At 72.3% G+C, this 24,308-nt stretch carries 17 protein-coding genes and 1 tRNA gene; 10 read left to right on the top strand and 8 right to left on the bottom strand.

The features are described 5' to 3' along the window. Positions 1–679 precede the first annotated feature (679 nt). From AB0J21_RS05710 to AB0J21_RS05685, 6 genes are all read right to left on the bottom strand, one after another. Entirely contained in the window at positions 680–3,253 is a 2,574-nt protein-coding gene (locus AB0J21_RS05710) for an FtsX-like permease family protein (RefSeq protein WP_363144533.1), read from the bottom strand. Further along, positions 3,250–4,038, bottom strand: coding sequence for an ABC transporter ATP-binding protein (locus AB0J21_RS05705; RefSeq protein ID WP_363144532.1), 789 nt, complete (start codon positions 4,036–4,038; stop codon positions 3,250–3,252). The genes AB0J21_RS05710 and AB0J21_RS05705 overlap by 4 nt, the downstream gene beginning before the upstream one ends. Positions 4,039–4,802: 764 nt before the next feature. After that, the gene (locus AB0J21_RS05700) at positions 4,803–6,005 is read right to left on the bottom strand and encodes a hypothetical protein (protein ID WP_363144531.1); all 1,203 of its coding nucleotides are present in this window, start codon (positions 6,003–6,005) and stop codon (positions 4,803–4,805) included. Positions 6,006–6,168: 163 nt separating this feature from the next. Beyond that, the gene (locus AB0J21_RS05695) at positions 6,169–7,200 is read right to left on the bottom strand and encodes an LCP family protein (RefSeq protein ID WP_363144530.1); all 1,032 of its coding nucleotides are present in this window, start codon (positions 7,198–7,200) and stop codon (positions 6,169–6,171) included. Positions 7,201–7,280: 80 nt separating this feature from the next. Then, entirely contained in the window at positions 7,281–9,695 is a 2,415-nt protein-coding gene (locus AB0J21_RS05690) for an SUKH-4 family immunity protein (protein ID WP_363144710.1), read from the bottom strand. A gap of 5 nt (positions 9,696–9,700) precedes the next feature. Continuing rightward, a complete protein-coding gene (locus AB0J21_RS05685) occupies positions 9,701–10,711 on the bottom strand; it encodes an SMI1/KNR4 family protein (RefSeq protein WP_363144709.1) in 1,011 nt (336 codons plus the stop codon). Between the two features lie 611 nt (positions 10,712–11,322). Here AB0J21_RS05685 and AB0J21_RS05680 point away from each other — a divergent pair. Further along, a complete protein-coding gene (locus tag AB0J21_RS05680; RefSeq protein WP_363144708.1) occupies positions 11,323–11,757 on the top strand; it encodes a YwqJ-related putative deaminase in 435 nt (144 codons plus the stop codon). A gap of 13 nt (positions 11,758–11,770) precedes the next feature. Continuing rightward, positions 11,771–12,307: an SUKH-3 domain-containing protein gene (locus AB0J21_RS05675; RefSeq protein WP_363144529.1), complete on the top strand. Its 537-nt coding sequence runs from the start codon at positions 11,771–11,773 to the stop codon at positions 12,305–12,307. 77 nt (positions 12,308–12,384) lie between these two features. On the opposite strand, the gene AB0J21_RS05670 is transcribed toward AB0J21_RS05675, so the two are convergent. Next, on the bottom strand, positions 12,385–13,986 hold the full coding sequence (locus AB0J21_RS05670) for a histidine kinase (RefSeq protein WP_363144528.1): 1,602 nt from the start codon (positions 13,984–13,986) through the stop codon (positions 12,385–12,387). Positions 13,987–14,140: 154 nt separating this feature from the next. Here AB0J21_RS05670 and AB0J21_RS05665 point away from each other — a divergent pair, with 154 nt between their 5' ends. The 6 genes from AB0J21_RS05665 to pth all read left to right on the top strand — a co-directional run bounded on the left by AB0J21_RS05665 (position 14,141) and on the right by pth (position 19,366). Further along, a complete protein-coding gene (locus AB0J21_RS05665; RefSeq protein WP_363144527.1) occupies positions 14,141–15,013 on the top strand; it encodes a helix-turn-helix domain-containing protein in 873 nt (290 codons plus the stop codon). Positions 15,014–15,025: 12 nt separating this feature from the next. Further along, positions 15,026–15,097: transfer RNA gene (locus AB0J21_RS05660), tRNA-Gln, on the top strand. Positions 15,098–15,216: 119 nt separating this feature from the next. Next, positions 15,217–16,701 carry a bifunctional UDP-N-acetylglucosamine diphosphorylase/glucosamine-1-phosphate N-acetyltransferase GlmU gene (gene glmU, locus AB0J21_RS05655; RefSeq protein ID WP_363144526.1) on the top strand — a complete coding sequence of 495 codons (1,485 nt, stop codon included), beginning with the start codon at positions 15,217–15,219 and terminating at the stop codon, positions 16,699–16,701. Positions 16,702–16,839: 138 nt separating this feature from the next. After that, entirely contained in the window at positions 16,840–17,829 is a 990-nt protein-coding gene (locus AB0J21_RS05650) for a ribose-phosphate diphosphokinase (protein WP_363144525.1), read from the top strand. A 223-nt stretch (positions 17,830–18,052) separates the two neighbouring features. Continuing rightward, complete coding sequence (locus AB0J21_RS05645) at positions 18,053–18,640, top strand: 50S ribosomal protein L25/general stress protein Ctc (protein WP_363144524.1); 588 nt, start codon at positions 18,053–18,055, stop codon at positions 18,638–18,640. Positions 18,641–18,760: 120 nt separating this feature from the next. Next, complete coding sequence (gene pth / locus AB0J21_RS05640) at positions 18,761–19,366, top strand: aminoacyl-tRNA hydrolase (RefSeq protein ID WP_363144523.1); 606 nt, start codon at positions 18,761–18,763, stop codon at positions 19,364–19,366. 95 nt (positions 19,367–19,461) lie between these two features. Here pth and ppc read toward each other — a convergent pair whose 3' ends face one another. Then, complete coding sequence (ppc, locus tag AB0J21_RS05635; RefSeq protein ID WP_363144522.1) at positions 19,462–22,203, bottom strand: phosphoenolpyruvate carboxylase; 2,742 nt, start codon at positions 22,201–22,203, stop codon at positions 19,462–19,464. 335 nt (positions 22,204–22,538) lie between these two features. On the opposite strand from ppc, the gene AB0J21_RS05630 reads away from it, so the two are divergent. Beyond that, positions 22,539–23,537 (top strand): fatty acid desaturase, encoded by a 999-nt coding sequence (locus AB0J21_RS05630; protein WP_363144521.1) that lies wholly within the window; start codon positions 22,539–22,541, stop codon positions 23,535–23,537. Next, positions 23,534–24,211, top strand: coding sequence for a TetR/AcrR family transcriptional regulator (locus tag AB0J21_RS05625; protein WP_363144520.1), 678 nt, complete (start codon positions 23,534–23,536; stop codon positions 24,209–24,211). Before AB0J21_RS05630 ends, AB0J21_RS05625 begins: the two co-directional genes overlap by 4 nt. Positions 24,212–24,308: the final 97 nt, after the last annotated feature.

The following is a 24,308-nucleotide window of genomic DNA, read 5'->3' as shown; positions in this document are numbered from 1 at the left end:
CGGTGGGCCGGTGGGCGGCCCGAAGGTCTCGGACGGCCCCGGCCCCCGGGGAAGGCATCGCGAAGAGCCCGACACGCGCACGGGCCGGGGGTTCCCAGCGTACGACCTACAGCCCCGGAGCGGCTTGCGGGCGGGTCCACGAGCGGGGCCACGAGCGAGCGGCTTGCGGGCGGCTTGCGGGCGGCTTGCGGGCGGGGCCGGTGCGGACAGGGGGGCGGGTGCGGCTTGGGGGGCGGGGTCCGCCGGTACGGCCTCGGGGCGGGGTCGGTGCGGCCTGGGAGAGCGGGTCCGGTGCGGCCCCTGGGGGTAGGGCAGGTTCGGTGCGGCCTGGGGGCCCAGCCCGTGCGGACCCGGACCGGGCGGGTACGGCCTGGGGCGGGGTGCGGCCTGGCGGCGGGTTCGGGCGGGTCCGGGCCTCCGGTCGCTCCGGCCTCCCGCGCAATGCAACCGCGCGCGTACGGGAGTCGCCGGGGCGCCCGTACGCGGCGCCGGCCCCGCCGGGGCGCGCGTCTTGGGTGCCGCACACGAGCGGCGTCGCGGCGCCCGTGCCAGGTACGCCGCTCCCGCCCCCACGTACGGCGGCGGGGCGGGCGGGGCGGGGAGAGGCCGCAGCTGTGCGGTGCCCCTGCCCTGCCCGCCCGCCCCGCCGCCTGCCCGGTACGGTCCCGGCGTCGGCCGCTCAGTCGGTGGCGATCGCGTTCAGGACGTTCATGCGGGCCGCCCGGAAGGCCGGGACGAGCGCGGCGAACAAGCCGACGAAGGCCGAGGCCACGAACACCCCGAGGATCGTCGGCCACGGGATCTCCAGGACGTCGAGCCCTTCCATGGCCAGCAGGGACTGGGCGCTCGCTCCCCAGCCCAGGCCCAGGCCCAGGCCGAGCAGCGCGCCGAACAGGGCGATGACGACGGACTCCAGCCGGATCATGCGGCGCAGCTGCCTGCGGGACAGGCCGACGGCCCGCATGAGGCCGATCTCCCGGGTGCGTTCGACGACGGAGAGGGCCAGCGTGTTGACCACGCCGAGCACGGCGACGACGATCGCGAGGCCCAGCAGCCCGTAGACCATGTTGAGCAGCTGGCCTATCTGGTCCTTGAGGGTCTGCTTGTAGTCGGCCCTGTTCTGGACCTCGTACTGCGGGTAGGAGCGCAGCGCGTCCTTGAGCGCGGCGTACGCCCGGTCCTGCTGGCCGTCGGCGGCCTTCGCGAGCATCATCGCGTTCGCCGGGACCCGGTCGGCCGGTACGTGCGCCTCCAGAGTGGAGATCGCGAGGTAGCGGGCACCCTGGTCGATGCTCGTGTCGTCCGAGGTGATGGCCTTGACCGTCATGGGCACGGTGTCCCCTCCGGCGAAGGACACCTTCAGCCGGTCGCCGACCTCGACCCCGTGCTTCTTCGCGTAGGCGTCACCCACGGACATCGCGTCCTTGCCGTAGGCCGCCGCCAGGTCGCCCGCGACGACCTCGCGCCGCACGTCCTGGCGGTAGCCGGGGTCGGTCGCGGAGAGACTGGTCTTCTCGCTGCTGCCGTCGGGGGCGGTCATCCGCACGTCGACCAGCTTGGTGCGGGTGACGTGGTCGAGTCCGGGCACCGCGCCCACCGCCTTCTCGGCCTTCGGCACGATCGGCTGGGTCGTCGAGTCCACGATGAAGTCGGCGCCGACCGTACGGTCCAGCTGATCGCTCGCGGAGGCCACCATGGAGGAGCCGACCACCGACAGGCACGCGACGAGCGCCAGGCCGATCATGAGGGCCGCCCCGGTGGCGCCGGTGCGGCGCGGGTTGCGCAGTGCGTTGCGCTCCGCGAGCCGGCCGACCGGCCCGAACACCCGCAGCAGCACGGCGCCCAGGGCGCGCACCACGATCCCCGCGAGCAGCGGGCCCACCGCGACCAGGCCGAGGAGGCTCAGCAGGATGCCCAGGCCCAGCCAGGGCGCCCCGCTGCTCGCCTTGTCCGCGTCGGTCGCGAGGTACAGCGTGAGCGCGCCGCCCGCCGTGAGCAGCAGGCCGACGGCGCCCCGGATCCGGCCGGCCCTGCCGTCGGCGGGGGTACCGGCGTCCCGCAGGGCGGCCATCGGCGAGATGGTCCCCGCGCGGCGGGCCGGCAGGTAGGCGGCGAACACGGTCACGAGGATGCCCAGGGCCAGACCGACGACCGGGGTGCTCCAGGCGATCGTCAGATCGCGGGTCGAGAGGTCCATGCCCGCGGCCGACATGAGTTTCATGAGGCCGACCGCGAGACCGATACCGGCGCCGACCCCGAGGACCGAGCCGAACACCCCGAGCAGCAGCGCCTCGACGAGCACCGAGCGGTTGACCTGCTTGCGGGAGGAGCCGATGGCCCGCATGAGGCCGATCTCCCGGGTGCGCTGGGCGACCAGCATGGAGAAGGTGTTGACGATCAGGAAGATCCCGACGAGGAAGGCGATCCCGGCGAAGCCGAGCATCGCGTACTTCACGACGTCCAGGAAGGACCCCAGGTCGTCCTGGTTGGCGTCGGCCGCCTCCTTCTGCGTCTGCACCTTGTACCCGGCGCCCAGGGTGTCGGCGGCGCGCCGCTTGAGCGCGGTGTCGCTGACCCCCTGGTCCGCGGTCAGGTTGACCTGTGTGAACGCCCCCTCCTTGCCCAGCAGTTCACGCTGGGCGGTGGCGGTGTCGAAGTAGAAGACGGCCGCACCCGGGTTGGTGACGGTGAAGGAGGCGATACCGACGATCCGGGTCCGGAAGTCGCCGGTCACGGTGATGGTGCGCAGTGCGTCACCGAGCTTCAGGTGGTGCTTCTTCGCCGTGTCGGAGTCGAGCATGACCTCGGTGGGCCCGCGCGGAGCGTGGCCGGAGGTGATCTCCATGGACCGCAGATCGTTGCGCGTCCAGTTGCCGGCGAAGGTGGGGCCGCTCGCGGCGCCCACATTGTCGTTCTTGTCGTTGACGACGGTGACGCTCTGGCTGCTCACGGCGCCCTCGGCGGCCCGCACCCCCTCGGCCTTCCCGAGGCTGCTCACGACGGAGGCGGGCAGCGACTCGGGGCGGCCGGTGGAGCCGCCGCTCGCGTCGTCCCCGCCGTCCGGGGCCTTCGGGGTGACGGTGACGTCGGCCGAGGTGACCGCGAAGAGCTTGTCGAAGGTCGTGTTCATCGTGTCGGTGAACACGAGGGTGCCGCACACGAAGGCGACGGACAGCAGCACGGCGATCGCCGAGAGGACCATCCGGCCCTTGTGCGCGAGGAAGTTGCGCATTGAGGTCTTGAGCACGGTCATGACGTCCGCCCGCGCGCGTCGAAGTCCTTCATGCGGTCGAGGACCTGCTCGGCGGTCGGGTTGACCATCTCGTCGACCAGCCGGCCGTCGGCGAGGTACAGCACCCGGTCCGCGTAGGAGGCGGCGACCGGGTCGTGGGTGACCATGACCATGGTCTGGCCCAGCTCGTCCACCGAGGTGCGCAGGAAGCCGAGGACCTCGGCGCCGGCCCGGGAGTCGAGGTTCCCGGTCGGCTCGTCACCGAAGATGATCTCGGGGCGGGCGGCCAGGGCCCGCGCCACCGCGACCCGCTGCTGCTGGCCTCCGGAGAGCTGGGTGGGCCGGTGCTTGAGGCGGCCCGCGAGGCCGACCGTCTCCACGACCCGCTCCAGCCACTGCCGGTCGGGTTTGCGGCCCGCGATGTCCATGGGCAGCGTGATGTTCTCCAGCGCGTTCAGGGTGGGCAGCAGGTTGTAGGCCTGGAAGATGAAGCCGATCCGGTCGCGGCGCAGCTGGGTGAGCTTCTTGTCCTTGAGTCCGGTGATCTCGGTGTCGGCGAGGAATATCTGCCCCGAGGTCACCGTGTCGAGACCGGCCAGGCAGTGCATCAGTGTCGACTTCCCCGAGCCCGAGGGCCCCATGATGGCCGTGAACCGGCCCCGCTCGATGTCGACGTCGACTCCGTCGAGGGCGAGGACCCGGGTCTCCCCGCTGCCGTACGCCTTGACGACGCGGCGGGCCCGCGCGGCGACGGCCACCTGCCCGCCGGCACCGTGGTGCTGAGGAATGGTCACAGCCGTTGTCACTGGAAGTCTCCTATGTCGGTCATGCTGATCGCGTGGGTCGCTCACGCCGGTCACGGACGAGGGCGTGCGGCAGCGCGGCCCGGGTGGGCGGTGCCTTGCACGGGGAGGGTCGGAGAGGTGAGGAGAGTGCGGTTTCCCCCGTGAGCCGCACTCTCCTGCTCGCGTTTCCGATTCTTTCGGTCCGGCCGTCCTGGCGCCCTGAGGTACAGCGCAGTCTTTTACTGCGGTAAACCTCAGTACGGGTGCTGCGGTCAGCCTCCAGACCGATGAGACAAGGCTAGAGAACGCACCCTCGCCGCCTCGTCCTCCGACGGGACGAACGACCCCCCACCCAGGGTCCGGTCTTCCCCCCTAGGGGACTCCACCCTCCGGGCCGCCCCCGTCCACCCGGGGGTGGAGCGCGAAACGCGCGGGCGTCCTCCCTCTGACCGGTCCTCGGCCGGCCCGGAGCACCGCCTCGGGCTGTCGGCGCAGGTCAGGGCGTATGCCCTCTCCGCACCTTCGGCGGTCACGCAGCGAGCCTGTCCCGTAGGGGTGGCGCCTGGGCGGGACTTCGGCCGGACCCGGACCGGACTCCGCGCCTCCGCCAGGACCACAGGGACCACAGGGTCCGCCGGGTCCACAGGGTCCGCCGGGTCCACGGGGTCCGCCGGTCCGCCGGTTCGCCGGTTCGCCGGTTCGCCGGTTCGCCGGTTCGCACGGTCCACCGGATCGCACCGTCGTCCCCCGAGTCCGCAGGGTCGGCCGGGCGGCGCTCCTCCGCTTCAGGCGCCGCGTTCCGCCGCGCTCGCCGACCGGGGCCGGCCCACGCGGGGCCGCCTCGCCCCGGACGTCCCCGCGCTTCCGTCCGGGCCACCAGCCCCCGCCGTACCGGCGGTACGGGCCGTGTCCCGCGCCCCCGCCCCACCGGCGGCACCGGGCGCCTCGTCCGTCGCCGTCGTACCCGCGACAGCGGCCGTGCCCCGCGCCCCGGCCACGTCCACGTCCCGCGCCCCGCGAGCCGGTTCCGACGCTCGGTCCCCGGCCGGGCGGACCGCCTCAGGGGCCTTCTCCCCGGCCTCCTCCGCGCCCTGCCGCAGTCCCCGGCCCGTCAGGGCCGCGAGGCTGGCCCGTACGTGACTGAGGTGGGCGCGCACCTGTTCGGCCTGCTCCTCGTGGGCCCGGAGGAGTTCCTCGCTCTCGCGGGCGACGCGTTCGGCGTGGGCCTCGGCGCGGGACAACAGGAGGGCGGCGCGGGCCTGGGCGTCCTCCTGGCGGTGCCGGGCCGCCTCCTCCTGTTCGGCGAGGGCGCGGCGGGCGGCGGACAGGGTCTCCTCCGCCGCGGCCAGGCGGCGCGCGGCCGTCTGCTCCGCCCGCGTCTGCGCGGCGGCCTCCCGCTCCCGCGCGATCCGGGACCGCTCGGCCTGTTCCGCCTCCCGTGCCGCGACGGCCTCCTCGCAGCGGGCGCGCACCTCGCGCAGCGCGGCGAGGGCCCCGGCCCGCAGCCGGTCGGCCTCGTCCTGCGCGGACCGGCGTTCGCCCTCGGCCTCGGCGTGTGCGGCGGCGAGGCGCCGCGCCGCTTCCTCCTCTGCCGCCGCGCGCACTCCCTCCGCGTACCGGGCCGCCTCCCCGGCGAGCCGGGCGGCGTCGACGCGGGCGGACTCCTCGGCCTCCTCGGCGTCGGCGCGGGCCGCGTCCGTGACGGCCGCGACCTCCTCCTCGGTCAGGGCGAGCAGTTCGCGGGCGCGGGAGCCGAGCGTGTCGTACGTCTGCGGGGCGAGCCGGGCCACGGTCTCCCGCAGCCGGTCCGCCTCGGCCGCCACCTCTGCCGCGACCTCCTCCAGCCGTCGCGCGCGCTGCCGGGCGAGGTCGCGGTCCTCGGTGAGGGCGGACACCCGGGGGTCGACCTCGGCGGGGCGGTAGGCGCGGGCCCGCACGGAAGGGGAGACGAAGGCGAAACCGTGCGGCGACCCGGTACTGCTGCTCATCCCGTATCCCTGCCCCTCTGCGTCGGACACCGGCCCGCGCGGCGCTCGCGTGGACCGCTCACCTGCGGTCACCTTCGGTCACCCCGGGTGGGGTACCTCCGGGTGGACACAGGGGAACGCCCCATAACACGACACTCTGCCCATCCATTCGCTCAAGGATGCGTCATTTGGTGTCAGAATCCGGAATCGGGCGATCTTCCCGGAGCGCGCGGAACAGGGCACGGGCGTCCGGCTCCTTCCAGACGACGACGTCGCCGACCCCACTGACCTGCGGCTCGGCGGAGACCGGCACGGTGGTCGTGGCGCCCTTGCCGTCCGAGAGGTCACGCATCTGGCGCGCGAGGCCCAGCAGCGCCCGCACGTCCGTGTCGTCGTCGACGGTGACCGCGTCGAACGTGCTCCGCAGGAACGGCACCAGCTCCCAGGGGTTCAGCACGACGGAGGCCGAGAACGCCTCGTGCGCGACCGCGCTCACCAACTGCCGCTGCCTTTTGACCCGGCCCAGGTCGCCCTGCGGGTCGGTGTAGCGGGCCCGGACGTACGCGAGGGCCTGCACGCCGTTCATCCGCTGACAGCCCGCGTCGAAATCGGCCCCCGAGTGGCTGTCGCGCAGCCCGCCCTTCGGCACGCAGATCCGTACGCCGCCGAGCGAGTCCACGACGTCCACGAAGCCGGGGAAGTCGACCTCCGCGTAGTGGTCCAGGCGCAGCCCCGTCGCCTGCTCGACGGTGCGGGTCAGCAGCTTCGCCCCGCCCAGCGCGTACGCCGCGTTGATCTTGTTCTTCCCGTGCCCGGGGATCGCGACGTAACTGTCGCGCGGGACCGACACGAGGTACGGCCCGTTGTCGCCGTAGTGCACGATCATCAGGGTGTCCGTGTTGCGGCCCGCGTCGCCGCCGACGTGCAGCCGCCTGCGCTCCTCGGCGCTGAGCCCCGAGCGGCTGTCCGAACCGATCAGCAGCCAGTCCGAGCCCTTGCTCACGCCGGGACGGCCCGGGTACGAGGCGAGCGCGGACGTCGTCCGCAGCTGCTGCCCCGCCCAGAGGTACAGCCACGTCCCGTACCCGGCGACGCCCAGCACGAGGACCAGCAGCACCACGAACGTGATCCACGGCCAGCGCCGCCTGCGCCGCCGCGCCGTGGTCCCCTGCGGCGGGGGCCCTGCGGATTCCGGGGACGGGGAGGGAGCAGCCATGACCGCATGATCAGGGGCACCCCACCCGTCACCCGGAGGGGCGCCCCGTGGGGCCACTCACACGGACTACCCCGTCCGGCTCACAGCAGCCCGTCCCACATCTGCTCCAGCAGCACCGACCACCAGGTCTCCGGGGAGCCGAGCGCCGCCGCGTCCAGCGCCGCGAGCTGGGCCTGGAAGTCGACCGTCCAGCGGCCCGCCTGCTCCGGGGTCAGCCCGAACCGCAGCCGCCACATACGGCCCAGCAGCGCGAGGCAGCGCGCGAACTCCGGGAGCCCCGAGTTCACGAACTGCGGCGGCACCGGCGCCCCGTTCGCACCGGCCTCCACCGGCACCGCGACGATGTGCGCCGTGCCGTACTGCACACAGATCGCCCTGCCGAAATCGCTGCCCATCACCAGGTACGTACCGGCGTCCTGCGCCGCGGGCACCCCGCGCTCCTGCGCCAGCTCGGCGAGCGTCGGCACCGGACGGCCCGGCTGGGCCTGCGCCCAGAAGAACGGCCCCATGTCGAAGGGCAGACCCGCCGTCACCAGCGTCCGCGCCACCAGCTCGGGCACGCCCTGCCGCGACACCGCGCGCTCCTCGAAACGGAACAGCCCCTGCGGACCGAAGGCCTGCGCCAGCTCGTGCGCGACCCCCTCCGGCGGCACCGGGGGAAGCGGCGGCACCTGCGGCAGCGGGGCGCGCACCGGGGCGGGCCGCGCCGGCCCGTCCGCGACCTGGTGCAGCTCGCCCTGGTGCGCGAGCAACTGCGCCATGCCCTGCTGCCGGCTCGCGTGGTCCGTCCCGTACGGGGCGATCGACGTGATCCGCGCCTGCGGGAAGGTCTCCCGGATCATCCGCGCGCAGTACGCGCCCGGCAGCTCGCAGGACTCCAGCTCCGTGTGCAGCTCCAGCACCTGCTGCGGCGGCACGTTCATCGCCCGCAGCTCGTGCAGGATCTGCCACTCCGGGTGCGGGGTGCCCGGCGCCGAACGCCGGATCAGCTGCTGCTCGGAACCGTCCGGGGCGCGGTAGCGCAGGACGGCCTGGTACCCCGGGCCGACCGTCGGCAGCCCCTGCTGCTGCGGATAGCCGTAACCGGGCGGCGGCGTCCCCGGGCCCGGCGGCGGCACGCCCGGGCCGGGCGGCATGCCCTGCGGCGGCGTGTGCGGTGCGGCGGGCGGCGGGGGCGGAGCACCCGGACCGCTCACCGGCGGCCCCGAGGGCGGCGGCAGCGGCACGCTCGGACCGCTCGGCGGGGGCAGCGGCACGCCGGACGGGGCGGGCGTCGCGGGACCCGGCTTCGACAGGACCGTCTCCGCGTGGTGCACACCCTGCGGCGGCGTCCCCGGCGCGGGCGGCGGGGTGGGCGGCGGCGGCCCCTGGAAACCACCAGGACCACCGGGCGCCTGCGGGCCGCCCGGCACACCGGGCCCGCCGAGGCTCTGCCCCGGACCCGAGAGCACCGTCGCCGCGTGATGCACACCCTGCGGCGGCGTCCCCGGAACGGGCGGACCCGAAGGAGCGGACTGGCCGGACTGGTCCGGCCGCGGGCGCGCGGCACCCGCACCGCCCGGCACCCCGGGAGCACCCGGAGGCGGCGGCACGGAGGCCCCGCCCCCACGGCGCGGCGACGGCTGCGCCTTGCTCGTCGCGGCCTCGCTGATGTCACCGGCCCCCGGCACGGACGAACCGGACGAAGCGCCGGGCGTACCGGACGAAGCGCCGGGCGTACCGGGAGCACCGGGAGCACCGGGAGCACCAGGAGCGCCCGGTAGGGACGCGTACGGCGCACCGCCCGACAACAGCTCCGTACGCGCCTCCGCCACCGGACCCCGGCCCTCGCCCGCACCCTCGGGCAGCGGCGGCGCGAACACCGTCGCCGGCGGCGGCACGGAACGGTTGTCGCCGTCATGAGCCGTGTCCGTCCCCGCCCACGGCGTCCCCCCGGCCGGAGCGGCCGGCGACGGGGACGGAGAGGCGGCCGGGGAGTGCGGTCCCGCACCCCCGGAAGCGGCCGCCGGACCCGCGACGAACCCCTGACCGCCCGCCGGCCCCTGACCCGCCCCCGAACCCCCACCGGCCGCAGACCCCTGACCGGCAGCCGGACGCTCACGGTCCGCGCCGCGCCGGTCCGGGATACCGAGCTTGTCGGCGGCCTCCTGAAGCCACTCAGGCGGCGACAACAGGAACGAGGTCTGGTTCAGGTCGATCCGCTCCGGCGGCGGCGCGGCCTCCGCCGCCCCGTCCCGCGCCCCGTACTCCTCCTCGTACCGGCGGATCACCTCACCGACCGGCAGCGCGGGCCACAACGAGGCCTCACCGCCGTCCCGCGCGATCACCAGCCGCTGCCCACCGCCGTCCGACACCGGACCACCCTCACGGTCCTGCGCCCACACGACGAACCCCAGACCGAACTCCCGCACCAGAACCTGCCGGTGCTGATACGGCGGAAGGTCCCCGTTGATCCACTGCTCGGCCCGCTCCTGCGCCTGCGCGAAGGTCACCACCGCGCTCACTCCTCCACCGGGACGGCGTACGCGAAGCCGCCGTCCACCATCAGATTCGCCACGGTCTCCAGCTCCGGCGGGTTGCCCGCGAGCCGGGCCAGGAACACGTCGAAATCCTCCCCGCAGGGAAACAGCAGGTCACGCACGCGCTCCTGCACCGAGAGCCCGTCCCGGTCCCGCACGTCGTCATACGCGCAGAACCACACCGACCCCAGCCCCTCCCCGCGCACCTTCACCGCGAGCAGACCACCCTGCACGAACGCCACGCCCAGGAAGTCCTTCGTCAGATGGTCCCGCAGACACTTGTTGACGTACACCAGGTCGTTTATGTCCGCCGAGTCCCGCACCGTGAAAAACGGCTGATCCACCAGCAGACCCAGCTCCGCGTCGAGCGCCACCCCCACCGGAGCACAACCACCCGCCGCCTTCAGAAACGACCGGTACGCGCCCGGCAGCCGGTACCCCAGCTCCTCCTCGACCGCCACGACCTGCTGCTCCGTCACCGACACCAGGCTCTTCGGCAACGCGAAATGCGCCGGCCGCGTCTCCCGCAGCGGACGCGTACCCCGCCGCCCGTGGTCCACCGCCGCCGTCGCCAGACCCCCGTGATGCCGCAACAGGGCCTTCACCTCGACCGGCACCAGCTCAAGACGGCGCCCCCCGGCCACGTGATGCCACGTCCAGCCGTGCGGCGTCGCCACCGGCCCCAAGGTGTCCCACAGCGCATGCCCCGCCGCCGACATCGCCGCGTTCGCCGACACGTAGTCCGTCAGCCGCAACTCGTCCACACCGAAACCCGCCGGCGGCTCCTCGATCTCCACCGCCGCACGCGCGTACGGACCGAACACCGGGAAACCCGACGCGTCGACCGCGACACCCCGAGGATGCCGCCCCGCCCGCACCGGATCCGGAAACTGCACGAGCTGCCCCGCGTAGGCCGCGTTGGGCGGCGCGCCACGCCCCCCGTCCTGGGAGCCCGAGGACGGCACCCCCTGCCCGAGCCGACCTGTCGTCATGGCGGTAGCCCCCTGCACCCTCGCTGTCACGAACCCGGCGGACACACCCTCCGCGGCGGAAGGCGGTCGGCACAGCCTATGCGGTCACCCTCCACAGGTCACCGGGCCATCGCCTGCGTGACCAGCCGACACCGCGCAGTGACCATGAAAAGCTGTACCCCCGGCCGCGGGCCCCGGATGTCGCCCCAGGCCCCACCGTTTGGCAGGCTGTCAGAGTTCTCCCGGACCCGTCCCGGAGAACGACACGGGGGAAGGTACGGAGGGGAAGCACCACCATGCACACCGCACAACCCGGCCCAGCGGCCGTCAGCACCGGCAGGCCCACGGACACCACGCCACGCCCCGGACCAGCCACCTTCACCTCCGCACACCCGGGCCCACCCGCACCGGACGGCACCCCGCGCCCCGCACCGACCGACCCGCGCACCGCCCCGCCGCACCCCGCCACACCCCGTGCCGCCCAGACCGCCGGCCCCCACAGACCCACCCCGCCCGCACCCGGCGCCCCCGCACCCACCGCCGGCGCCGCACCCGCCACGGCCCGCCCCACCCGCCTCGGCGACACCGACCCCCGCGTCGACTGGAGCGCCGACGGCAGCCGGCCCCCCACCCTGCGCCACCGCCGCGACGGCATACTGCCCGCCGTCGCCGCCGCCCTCTCCGTACGCGGCACCACCCTCACCGCCACCGGAGCCCGCGCCGACCAGCCCCCCGCCCTCCACCCCCTCGTCCAGGACTTCCTCTCCACCCTCACCAGCACCCAGCGGGAACGGTTCACCGGCCGCTGCGCCGAAGCCGCCCTCATCTCCCGCCACCTCACCGAGGCCGACACCGCCCGCACCGCCAAATCCAGACGCGCCGCCCGCCGCGCCATGACCACCGGCGAAGCCCGCAAAAGCCTCAAACACGCCAAACTCACCACCCGGCACATCCGCGAGGACGGCGACCCCCTGCACGGCGCCTTCGCCCCACCCTGCCGCTCCTGCACCGCGCTCGCCGACCACTTCGGCGTACACGTCATCGACCCCACCACCGACCAGGACTGACACCCCCGACGCCATGGACACCCCAGCCCTCCCCCTCGACCCGGCCCTCGCCGACACCTCCGGGCCCAGCACCCGCTTCCCCGCCACCGTCGACGCCGCCCTCCGCGCCGCCGGCTGGACCCCCGGCCGCTGGGACATGGCCCAGGCCGAGATCTGGGCCGACACCCTGCGCGCCCACACCTCCCCCGCCGGACACCGCCACACCGTCTCCCCCGCCGCCGTCGAAGCCTGGGCCGAATTCGGCGGACTGCGCCCCACCCCCACCACACACGGCCGCAACCTCGCCCCCACCGCACTCGACCTCGACCCCCTGCACGGCCTCCACCTCGCCCGCACCCTCGGCGACCTCGGCCGCGCCCTCGGCACCGAGCTGTGCCCCCTCGGCCTGGAAACCACCACCCACGCCGCCCTCGCCATCGACACCGACGGCCGCGTCTACGCCCTCGACCACACCGGCGACTGGCACCTCGGCGCCGACATCGACCAGGGCCTCACCGCCCTGCTCACCGGAGCCACACCCACCAGACTCACGACGGAACCCGAGGACTGACCCACCAAGGCCACGCCACACCCCCAGCAGCCGACCCCGAACAGCCGACCCGCAGACGCCGGAGAGCCAGAACTCCGCTACTCCGCGCCGGCCACCGCGGCCGCCGGCAACACGGCCGACACCCGGAAACCACCCGCGTCCGTCGCACCCGCCACGAACACACCCCCGAGCGCCAGCACCCGCTCCCGCATCCCCACCAGACCATTGCCCCCACTCGGCAGACCCGCGTCGACACCCCCCGCCGGCGGAGCCCCGTTCTCCACCTGCATCGCCAGCTCCCCCTCCCGCCGCGCCACCCGCACCCGCGTCGGCGCACCCGCCGCATGCTTGTGCGCGTTCGTCAACGCCTCCTGCACCACCCGGTACGCGGTCCGCTCCACCGAAGCGCCGTACGCCCGCGGCGCCCCCTCCACCGAGAACTCCACCGCCATCCCCGCCGCCCGCGACTGCCCGACCAACTCCTCCAGCTCCCCCAGAGACGGCCCCTCCTCCGCCCGCACCGCGGCCACCCCCACCGCCGCCGCACCCGAGGACACCGCACCCAGCAGCCCCTCCACACCCCCGGACACCACCGGGGAGGCCACCGCCCCCGCGGACACCCCCGCCACACCCGCACCGGACACACCCGCGGAGACCCGGGCCCGCCCCGCACCACCGGCCGACGAACCACCCGCCGCCACACCGTCAACCACCCCGGCCACCGCCCCCGCGGCCGCCCGGTCCACCGCATCCGAACGAGGAACCCCCGACCCCCCGGCCTGACCCGGCAGCGCACCCCGGCCACGCTCCCGCGCACCCGGCCCACCACCCGCGGCCCCACCCTCCGACGACGACCCGGCCCCCGAGGACACCCCCGCACCACCGTCCCCCGACCGCAACACCCCGAGCATCTCCCGCAACTCCGTCAACGCCTGACGCCCCATGTCCCCCACCAGCGCCGCATTCCGCACCGCCTTCTGCGGATCCTTCACCGCGATCGCCTGCAGAGCCGCCGCATGCACCACCATCAGACTCACCCGGTGCGCCACCACGTCATGCATCTCCCGCGCGATCCGCCGCCGCTCCTCACCCCGCGCCCACTCCGCCCGCTCCTCGGCCCGCTCCGCGAGCAACTGCAACTCACGCTCCAGGCTGTCCGCCCGCTCCCGCAGACTCTCCATGAGCCGCCGCCGCGCCCCCACGTACAGGCCGAGCAACACCGGCGGAGCCGTCAGCCCCAACGCCGTCAGCACCGCCATCAGCGGCGCGAACCACACACTCGACACCCGGGCGCCGCTCTCCACGTGCTGCTGCGTACGCACCAGCATCACGACCAGCGTCCCGGCCAGCGACATCCCCGTCAGCAACACCGTGATCCGCCGCGGCAGCTCCGAGGCCGCCAGCGAGTACAGACCCACGAAGCCCAGCACCATGCCCATCTCGGCCGGCGTCACCGCCAGCGCGACCAGCACCACCGCGACCGGCCACCGCCGACGCAACAGCAGCACCGCACCCGTCACCAGGCCGAACACCGCCCCCGGCCACCAGCCGAGCCCGGTCCGCTCCGCGAAGGCCCCGCCCTCGACAACACACTCACCGGCCGACAACACGGCCAGCAGCACGTCCAGGACGAAACTCCGCCACCTCGTCCACCACCACGGCCCCCCGGCCGCCCGGTGCTCTTCCCCCGTCGTGGTCATGGCCCCAGCGTACGGGCGCCCCCCTCCGTTTTCCCGGGGAGTGCGGGAGCACACACCGCGCCCGCACCCCGGCACGACACCCCTCTTCACTCGAACAAGTGAACGTCCACCGGTTTGGGGACGAACAGCGCCCCAACCTGACAAAGCTGCCCCCATGCCCTCCATGGAAGACACCCAGCGCCACTTCGAGACCCTGCGCGAACAAGCCCTCGGCCTGCGCCGGCAGGGCCTCAGCCGCCGTCAGATCCGCGACAGCCTCCACATCGGCAACAACGACCTTCTCAACCGCCTCCTCGCCGGAGAACCCGCCCCGGAGTGGACCACCAGGCCCAACGCCAAGGACGAGCTGCGCGCCCGCGCCCGCGAACTGCGCGCACAGGGCTGGACCTACGACCGCATCCAGGCCGAACTCGGCTGCTCGAAGAGTTCCGTCTCCCTGTGGGTCCGCGACCTGCCGAAACCGGAACCGCGCTATACGCGGGAGGAGCAGATGGAGCTGATGCGGGAGGGGCTGCGATTCCACCGGGAGGCCCAGGACCGCAGGCGCCAGGAGACGAAGGGCGAGGCCGAGCGCTCGGTCGGCGAGCTCACCGATCGCGAACTCTTCCTCGTCGGCGTGGCCCTGTACTGGGCGGAAGGCACCAAGGACAAGCCGCACGCCCGGAGGGAGACGGTCGCGTTCATCAACAGCGACCCGGGAGTGATCCTGACCTTTCTCGCCTGGCTCGACCTGATGGAGGTGGACCGTCAGCGCATTCGCTGCTCGGTGATGATCCATGAGACGGCGGACGTGGCCGGCGCGGAGAACTACTGGGCCGAACTCGTCGGAGCACCGGCCACGACCTTCAACAAGACGGTGCTGAAGAAGCACAACCCCAAGACGAAACGGAAGAACACCGGGGAGGAGTACCGGGGATGCCTCGTGATCAAGGTTCTCCAGAGCGCCGAGCTGTACCGTCGCATCGAAGGGGCATGGTGCGGCATAGTAGGTGCCGCGCACAGGTCGGCTGATGAAATGTCCGATTAGCCCGGCTTGCCCTCCCCTGTGGTGTAATAGGCAACACGAGGCACTTTGGATGCTTTGTTCCAGGTTCGAGTCCTGGCAGGGGAGCCCACCCACGTTCGGGTCCTGACCTCCAGGTCAGGACCCTTCTTCGTGTCCGGCCCGTCGCGCCCCGGTATCCTCCAGGTGACATTTCCCCGTCGCACCCGCAGCCGAAGGGCAGTCCCGTGAGCGCCACTCCTTCTTCGAATCTCGGCTCCGCCGGCGCGGGGGACGCCTCGCCGGCCGCCGTCGTCGTCCTGGCCGCGGGGGGCGGAACCCGCATGAAGTCGGCCACCCCGAAGGTCCTGCACCAGCTCAGCGGCCGCTCACTCGTGGGGCACGTGCTCGCCGCCGCCCGTGAACTGGACCCGCGCGAACTGGTCGTCGTGGTCGGCCACGCCCGTGAGCAGGTGGCCGCGCACGTGGCCGAGGTGGACCCGGCGGCGCGTACCGCCGTCCAGGAGGAGCAGCGGGGCACCGGGCACGCCGTGCGGACCGGTCTGGCGGCGCTGGGCCCGGTCGAGGGCACGGTGGTCGTGGTGTGCGGGGACACTCCGCTGCTGACCGGCGAGACCCTGCGGGCGCTGTCGGCGACGCACGGGGCGGACGGCAACGCGGTGACGGTGCTGACGGCCGAGGTGCCGGACGCGACGGGCTACGGGCGGATCGTGCGGGAGCCCGGTTCCGGTGCGGTGCGGGCGATCGTGGAGCACAAGGACGCCTCGCAGGAGCAGCTGTCGATCCGGGAGATCAATTCCGGGGTGTTCGCGTTCGACGGGAAGCTGCTGGCCGAGGCGCTGGGGAAGGTGCGCAGCGACAACAGTCAGGGGGAGGAGTACCTGACGGACGTGCTGGGGATTCTGCGTGCGGCGGGTCATCGGGTGGGGGCTTCGGTGGCGGTGGACCACCGGGAGATCGCGGGGATCAACAACCGGGTGCAGCTCGCGCAGGCGGGTCGTTCGCTGAACGAGCGGCTGGTGGAGCGGGCGATGTTGTCGGGGGTGACGGTGCTGGATCCGGCGACGACGTATCTGGACGTGTCGGTGACTTTCGAGCGGGACGTGCTGGTGCATCCGGGGACGCAGTTGCTGGGGGCGACGCATGTGGCGGAGGGCGCGGAGGTGGGTCCGCACACGCGGTTGACGGACACGTCGGTGGGTGCGGGGGCACGGGTGGACAACACGGTGGCGCTGGGGGCGGAGATCGGGGCCGAGGCGTCGGTGGGGCCGTTCGCGTATCTGCGTCCGGGTACGCGGCTGGGTGTGGGGGCGAAGGCGGGTACGTACGTGGAGATGAAGAACGCGACGGTGGGGGCGGGGACGAAGGTTCCGCATCTGTCGTACGTGGGGGACGCGACGATCGGTGAGCACTCGAACATCGGGGCGGCGAGTGTGTTCGTGAACTACGACGGTGTGCACAAGCACCACACGACGATCGGCTCTCATTGCCGTACCGGTTCGGACAATATGTTTGTGGCTCCGGTCACGATCGGGGACGGGGTGTACACGGCCGCGGGTTCGGTGATCACGAAGGATGTTCCGGCGGGTTCGCTGGCCGTGGCCCGTGGGCAGCAGCGGAATATCGAGGGTTGGGTGGCCCGTAAGCGTCCGGGCAGCGCGGCCGCGCGGGCGGCCGAGGAGGCCACCGGGAGGTCGGAGGGCGAAAGCTGACCGAAAACAGGTGCGTCTGTCACGGCGTACCGTGATAGATGCACGCGATTCGGCTGGCTCGTTGGTTCTGGGTGTCTTGATGTGTCTGGGCTATGCGGGTGCAGCAGCAGGTAGAACTCGTCTGAGGAGACAAGTGCTGTGACCGGGATCAAGACGACCGGCGAGAAGAAGCTGATGTTCTTCACCGGCCGCGCCCACCCTGAACTGGCGGCTGAGGTGGCGCACCAGCTCGGTGTCGGCATAGTGCCCACCAAGGCTTTCGATTTCGCCAATGGCGAGATCTACGTTCGTTTCCGTGAGTCGGCGCGCGGCGCGGACTGCTTTTTGATCCAGAGCCACACCGCTCCGATCAACAAGTGGATCATGGAGCAGTTGATCATGATCGACGCTCTGAAGCGGGCGTCGGCGCGTTCGATCACGGTGATCGTGCCGTTCTACGGTTATGCGCGGCAGGACAAGAAGCACCGTGGTCGTGAGCCGATCTCGGCGCGGCTGATGGCGGATCTGCTGAAGACGGCGGGTGCGACCCGGATTCTGACGGTGGACCTGCACACGGATCAGATCCAGGGGTTCTTCGACGGTCCGGTGGACCATCTGTTCGCGCTGCCGATCCTGGCGGACTACGTGGGCGCGAAGGTGGACCGGGAGAAGCTGACGATCGTGTCGCCGGACGCGGGCCGGGTGCGGGTCGCGGACCGTTGGTGCGACCGGCTGGGTGCTCCGCTGGCGATCGTGCACAAGCGGCGGGACAAGGACGTCGCGAATCAGGTGACGGTGCACGAGGTGGTCGGTGACGTGAAGGACCGGGTGTGTGTCCTGGTCGACGACATGATCGACACGGGTGGCACGATCTGTGCGGCGGCGGACGCGTTGTTCGCGCACGGTGCGGCGGACGTCATAGTGACGGCGACGCACGGGGTGCTGTCGGGTCCGGCGGCGGACCGGCTGAAGAACTCGAAGGTGAGTGAGTTCGTGCTGACGAACACGCTGCCGACGCCGGGTGAGCTGGAGCTGGACAAGATCACGGTGCTGTCGATCGCGCCGACGATCGCGCGTGCGGTGCGTGAGGTGTTCGAGGACGGTTCGGTGACGAGCCTGTTCGAGACGGAGGCGGAGTCGGCGGCCTGAGCCGTCCGCCCGTCTTCGGGGCCCGGCCGCTTGGAGCGGGGCGGGGTCCGGTGATCGATTTCTGGGGCGGCCTCCCCGCCGGGTAGACTCGGAAGAGTTGCTCGGCGAGGGAGGCCGTCCCGTTTCTGTTCGGGGCCGGCGGTCCGTTATCGACGCGCTCTTCGTAGCAGGCCGATCGTGGCCGGGTGACCGTCACTGTCTGTCTGTTGAGGAGGAGTGCGTCATGGCTGAGGTCAAGATCGCCGTCGAGCCCCGTAGCGAGTTCGGCAAGGGTGCCGCCCGTCGTATCCGTCGTGAGAGCAAGGTTCCCGGTGTGGTCTACGGCCACGGTGGCGACCCGATCCACGTGACGCTGCCGGGTCACGACCTGATGATGGCGCTGAAGGCGTCGAACGTGCTGCTGGCCGTGGAGCTGGAGGGCAAGTCCCAGCTGGTCATCCCGAAGGCCGTGCAGCGTGACGCGCTGAAGGGCTTCATCGAGCACGTGGACCTGCTGCTGGTCCGCAGTGGCGAGAAGGTCCAGGTGGAGATCCCGGTGCTGACCGAGGGCGAGCTGGCCCCGGGTGGTTTCCTGCTGGAGCACCTGCTCAACACGCTTCCGGTGGAGACCGAGGCGACGCACATCCCCGAGTCGGTCACCGTCTCGATCGCGGGCCTGGAGGCCGGTGCGACGATCACCGCGAAGGACATCCCGCTGCCGCAGGGCACGACGCTGGGCGTGGAGGACGACGTCGTCGTCATCCAGGTCGTGTCGGCGCAGGCCGAGGAGGCTCCGGCGGATTCGGCCGAGGGTGAGTCGGCCGAGGGCTGATCCCCGGGTTCCCGGTGACGGGGTGGCGTGCCGTGGGGTGCGCCGCCCCGTTTTCGTGTTCCGGGCGCGTGGGTGTCCGGGTGGGTGTGGCGTCGGGTCGAGGTGAGGAGTGTGGAGCGGATGGCGACGACCGAGGAGGACGCCTCGGCGCCGTGGCTGGTGGCGGGCCTGGGCAATCCCGGTCCCGAGTACGACGGCAACCGGCACAATGTCGGGTTCATGGTGGCGGATCTGCTGGCGGCTCGGATGGGCGGGAAGTTCAAGCGGGCCGGTAAGGCGCAGGCGCAGGTGGTGGAGGGCCGGTTCGGTCCGCCGGGGCTGTCGAGCCGCCGTGTGGTGGTGGTGAAGCCGATGTCGTACATGAACCTGTCGGGTGGTCCGGTGACGGCTCTGCGGGACTTCTACAAGGTGCCGACGGCGCATGTGGTGGCGGTCCACGACGAGCTGGACATCGATTACGGGGTGTTGCGGCTGAAGCTGGGGGGCGGCGACAACGGGCACAACGGGCTGAAGTCGATGACGAAGGCGATGGGTCCGGCGTATCACCGGGTGCGGTTCGGGATCGGCCGGCCGCCGGGCCGGATGCAGGTCGCGGATTTCGTGTTGCGGGACTTCTCCTCGGCGGAGCGCAAGGAGCTGGACTACTTCGTGGACCGGGCGGCGGACGCGGTGGAGGCCTTGGTGTCGGAGGGTCTGGAGCGGGCGCAGTCCTCGTTCAATTCCTAGGGTTCAACTCCTGGCGGGTGTACGTCATGGGGCCGGCCCCCGTACCTGGGTTCAGGTGCGGGGGCCGGTCCTTTGGTGTGTGTGGCGTGGGTGGGTCAGCCGGTGTTGCGCAGGCCGGCGGCGACTCCGTTGACGGTCAGCAGCAGGGCGCGGCTGAGGGTGGGGTCGGGTTCGGCTCCTGCGGCTGCTTCGGCGCGCTGGCGGGCGAGGAGGGAGACCTGGAGGTAGGAGATGGGGTCGAGGTAGGCGTCGCGGATGCCGAAGGTCTGCTGGAGGGGCTTGTTGGAGTCGAGGGGCTTCTCGCCTCCGGTGATGCGCAGGACTTCGGCGACGGTGAGTTCGTGTTCGGCGACGATGGCGTCGAAGACGTGCTTGAGCTCGTCGGGGACGAGGGTGTCGACGTAGTGGCGGGCGATCCGCAGGTCGGTCTTGGCGAGGGTCATCTCGACGTTGGACAGGAAGTTGCGGAAGAAGTGCCAGTGTTCGTGCATCTCGTCGAGGACGGCGTCGGGGCCGGCCTCGCGCAGGGCCTTGAGTCCTGAGCCGACGCCGTACCAGCCGGGGACGATCTGGCGGGACTGGGTCCAGCCGAACACCCAGGGGATGGCGCGCAGTCCGTCGAGGGAGACGCCGGAGCCGGGGCGGCGGGAGGGGCGGGAGCCGAGGTGGAGGTCGGCGAGCTGGTCGACGGGGGTGGAGGCGAGGAAGTAGGCGGGCAGGTCGGGGTCTTCGACGAGCTTGCGGTAGGCGCCGTGGGCGGCGTCGGAGACGAGGTCCATGGCGGCGTCCCAGCGGGCGAGGGCCTCGTCGGACTGCCGGGGCGCGGTGTGCAGGGCGGATGCCTGGAGGGTCGCGGCGACGGTGAGTTCGAGGTTCTCGCGGGCGAGGGAGGGGACGAGGTACTTGTCGGAGATGACCTCGCCCTGTTCGGTGACCTTGATCTCGCCTTCGAGGGTGCCCCAGGGCTGGGCGAGGATCGCGTCGTGGGAGGGGCCGCCGCCGCGGCCGACGGTGCCGCCGCGGCCGTGGAAGAGGCGCAGGCGTACGCCGTAGCGGTGGGCGACGTCGCGCAGTCGGCGCTGGGCGCGGTGGATTTCCCACTGGCTGGTGGTGATGCCGCCGAACTTGGAGGAGTCGGAGTAGCCGAGCATGACTTCCTGGACGTCTCCGCGCAGGGAGACGAGGCGCCGGTAGGAGGGGTCGGCGAGCATCTCGTCGAGGATGACGTCGGCGGCGCGCAGTTCGTCGGTGGTTTCCAGGAGCGGGACGATGCCGATCTTGGCCCAGCCGGAGTGGAGGTCGATGAGGCCGGCCTCGCGGGCGAGTACGGCGGCGGCGAAGACGTCGTCGGCGCCCTGGCACATGGAGATGATGTAGGACTCGATGACCTCGGGTCCGAAGACGTCGAGGGCGCGCTGGATGGTGTGGAAGACGCCGAGGGTCTTCTCGCCGGCCGCGTCGAGGGGGGCGGGGGTGGGGGCGAGGGGGCGGCGGGAGCGGAGTTCCTTGGCGAGGAGCTTGCCGCGGTGGTCGCGGGGCATGTCGGCGTAGCGCCAGGATTCCTCGCCGAGGCGGTCGAAGAGCTGGCCGAGGGCGTGGTGGTGGGCGTCGGCGTGTTCGCGGACGTCCATGGTGGCGAGCTGGAGGCCGAAGGCGGCGAGGGTGCGGATGATGCGGTCGAGGCGGCCGTCGGCGAAGAGGGCGCCGCGGTGTCCGCGCAGGGATTCCTGGACGCAGGTGAGGTCGGTGAGGAGTTCGGCGGTGCCGAGGTAGTCGCGGCCGGGCTGGTGGGCGGTGCCCTTGGCGAGGCGGGTCTTGGTGTTCTCCAGCTTCTGCCGGATGCAGGTGACCTTGAGGCGGTAGGGCTCTTCGGAGTTGAGCCGCTTGTAGCGGGGGCTGATCTCCGGGAGGGCTTCGAGGTCGGCTTCGAGGGAGGTCTGGAGGGCTTCGGTGACGCCGGTGTAGCGGATGGAGTGGGAGAGCAGTCCGCGCAGGTGGTCGATCTGGTCGAGGGCGTCGTTGATGCCGTGTTCGTGCTGGAGGATCAGGATGTCCCAGGTGACGGCGGGGGTGACGTTGGGGTTGCCGTCGCGGTCGCCGCCGATCCAGGTGCCGAAGCTGAGGGGGCGGGTGCCTTCGGGGAGGCGGACGCCGACGCGTTCGAGTTCGGCGCTGAGGTCCTCCAGGACGTCGCCGACGGCGTCGGCGTGGAGTTCGTCGAGGTAGTAGATGGCGTTGCGGGCCTCGTCGGCGGGTTCGGGGCGCACGACGCGCAGTTCGTCGGTCTGCCAGACGAGGTCGATGCTTTCGGCGAGGCGGGCGTCGTAGCGGCGGCGGTCGGCCTCGGTGACGGGGGTTTCGAGGAGTTCGGCGATGCGGCGCAGCTTGTTGAGGACGCTGCGGCGGGCGGCCTCGGTGGGGTGGGCGGTGAAGACCGGCCGGACGTTGAGGTGGGCGACGGTGTCGCGCAGGTGTTCGGGGTCGGCGTCCTTGAGGCGGTCCGCGGTGCGGGCGAGGAGGCTGCCCTCGCTGGCGCGGTGGGCGCGTAGTTCGCGGCCGCGGTGCACCTGCTCGGTGATGTTGGCGAGGTGGAAGTAGGTGGAGAAGGCGCGTACGAGCTTGGCGGCGGTCTCCAGTTCGGTGTCGCCGAGCAGCCGGGCGGCGGCTTCGCCGTCGCTGCGGGTGAGGGCCCGGACGCGTTCGACGAGTTCGAGGAGTTCGGGTCCTTCCTGGCGGACGAGCGTCTCGCCGAGGAGGTCTCCGAGGCGCCGGATGTCGGCGCGCAGTTCGGCTCCGGCCGCCGGGGCGGGAAGGCTGTGGTCGTCGGCACTGCTCACAGGTGCGGCTCCTTGCAGTGTGGAAGCTGTTCCGGAGGGGAACCCGGGCGGTATGCCCGGGGATGGATTTCCGAGCGGACCGCGCTGTCCGACCGTTCCCAGGATAGGTGGCGGTCCGGCGGCGCGGTGGCTCGGCCTCTTGCCGTCCGGCCGCGCGCTGCCATACTTACGTCACCGTAGGTTACGTATCCGTAGGTGCGGCTGTGCGTGGCTCGCTGTGGGCGTGGTGCCGTGTGGGTGCCGTCGCTCGGGCGTATCTACGTGTACGGGTCTACGGGACGGGATCTTCCCGCCGTACGGCTTTCCACACCACCCTCGACACTCAAGGGACGCATATGACGTCGAGCACCTCCCCTTCCTCGGGGACGGATGTGATCGAAGAGAAGTCCGGGGCCGCCGTCTCTGGACCCGCCGCGGCGACGCTGGGCGGGGACAGGAAGGGGTCCGTGGAGCAGATCGCGCTGTTGTTGTTCATCGTGGTGCCGTTCCTGGCGCTGGTCGCGGCGGTGCCGCTGGCCTGGGGCCGGGGGCTGAGCTGGCTGGACGTGGGCCTGCTGGTCTTCTTCTACTTCCTGGGCTGCCACGGCATCACGATCGGTTTCCACCGGTATTTCACGCACGGCTCGTTCAAGGCGAAGCGGCCGTTGCGGATCGCGCTGGCGGTGGCCGGTTCGATGGCCGTGGAGGGGCCGGTGGTGCGCTGGGTCGCGGATCACCGCAAGCACCACAAGTTCTCCGACGCGGAGGGTGACCCGCATTCGCCGTGGCGGTACGGGGAGTCGCTGCCGGCCCTGATGAAGGGTTTGTGGTGGGCGCATCTGGGCTGGATGTTCGACGAGGAGCGGACTCCGCAGGAGAAGTACGCGCCTGATCTGGTGAAGGATCCGGCGATCCGGGCGGTGTCGCGGCAGTTCATGCTGTGGACGGTGGTGTCGCTGGGTCTGCCGCCGCTGATCGGCGGGCTGGCGACGATGTCGTGGTGGGGGGCGTTCACCGGGTTCTTCTGGGGTTCGCTCGTGCGGGTGGCGCTGCTGCACCACGTGACCTGGTCGATCAACTCGATCTGCCACGCGGTGGGCAAGCGGCCGTTCAAGTCCCGGGACCGGTCGGGGAACGTGTGGTGGCTGGCGGTCCTGTCGTGCGGGGAGTCCTGGCACAATCTGCACCATTCGGACCCGACCTCGGCGCGGCACGGGGTGCAGCGGGGGCAGCTGGACTCCTCGGCGCGGATCATCCGCTGGTTCGAGCTGCTGGGCTGGGCGCACGACGTGCGCTGGCCCTCGGCGGAGCGCATCAGGTCCCGGCGCCGGGTGCGGGCTTCCGGACCGGCATGATGGAGCCCGTGGCGACCGACTCGATCTCAGGCAGCAGCGGTGACAAGCCCCGGCGGGCGCGCCGGACCCGGATGACGGGGGCGCAGCGCCGGGAGCAGTTGCTGGACATCGGCCGGACGCTGTTCGCCGCCCGGGGTTTCGAGGGCACGTCGGTGGAGGAGATCGCGGCGAAGGCCGGGGTCTCCAAGCCGGTGGTGTACGAGCACTTCGGCGGCAAGGAGGGCCTGTACGCGGTGGTCGTGGACCGGGAGATGCGGCAGTTGCTCGACATGGTGACGGGGGCGCTGACGGCGGGTCATCCGCGGGAGCTGCTGGAGCAGGCGGCGTTCGCTCTGCTGGACTACATCGAGACGTACACGGACGGGTTCCGCATCCTGGTGCGGGACTCGCCGGTCGCCCAGTCCACGGGGACCTTCGCCTCGCTGATCAGTGACATCGCGACGCAGGTCGAGGACATCCTGGGCCTGGAGTTCAAGAGCCGGGGCTTCGACCAGAAGCTGGCGCCGCTGTACGCGCAGGCGCTGGTGGGGATGGTGGCGCTGACCGGGCAGTGGTGGCTGGACGTGCGGCGGCCGAAGAAGGCGGAGGTCGCCGCGCATCTGGTGAACCTGGCCTGGCACGGTCTGGACGGTCTGGAGCCGAAGCCGAGGCTGATAGGGCACCGCAAGAGCTGAGGGCGCCGGGCCGCCCGGACCGGGGCCGAGGGGCGGGGCCGTCCGCGCGGTGCGCGTCATCGCCGGGCGGTTCCTCACCCTTTGCGGTGACGTGAGC

The organism is Streptomyces sp. NPDC049954 (assembly GCF_040656295.1).
Lineage (GTDB): Bacteria > Actinomycetota > Actinomycetes > Streptomycetales > Streptomycetaceae > Streptomyces.
Note: the sequence above shows the minus strand (reverse complement) of the source record. Positions and strands in the feature narration are given on the sequence as shown.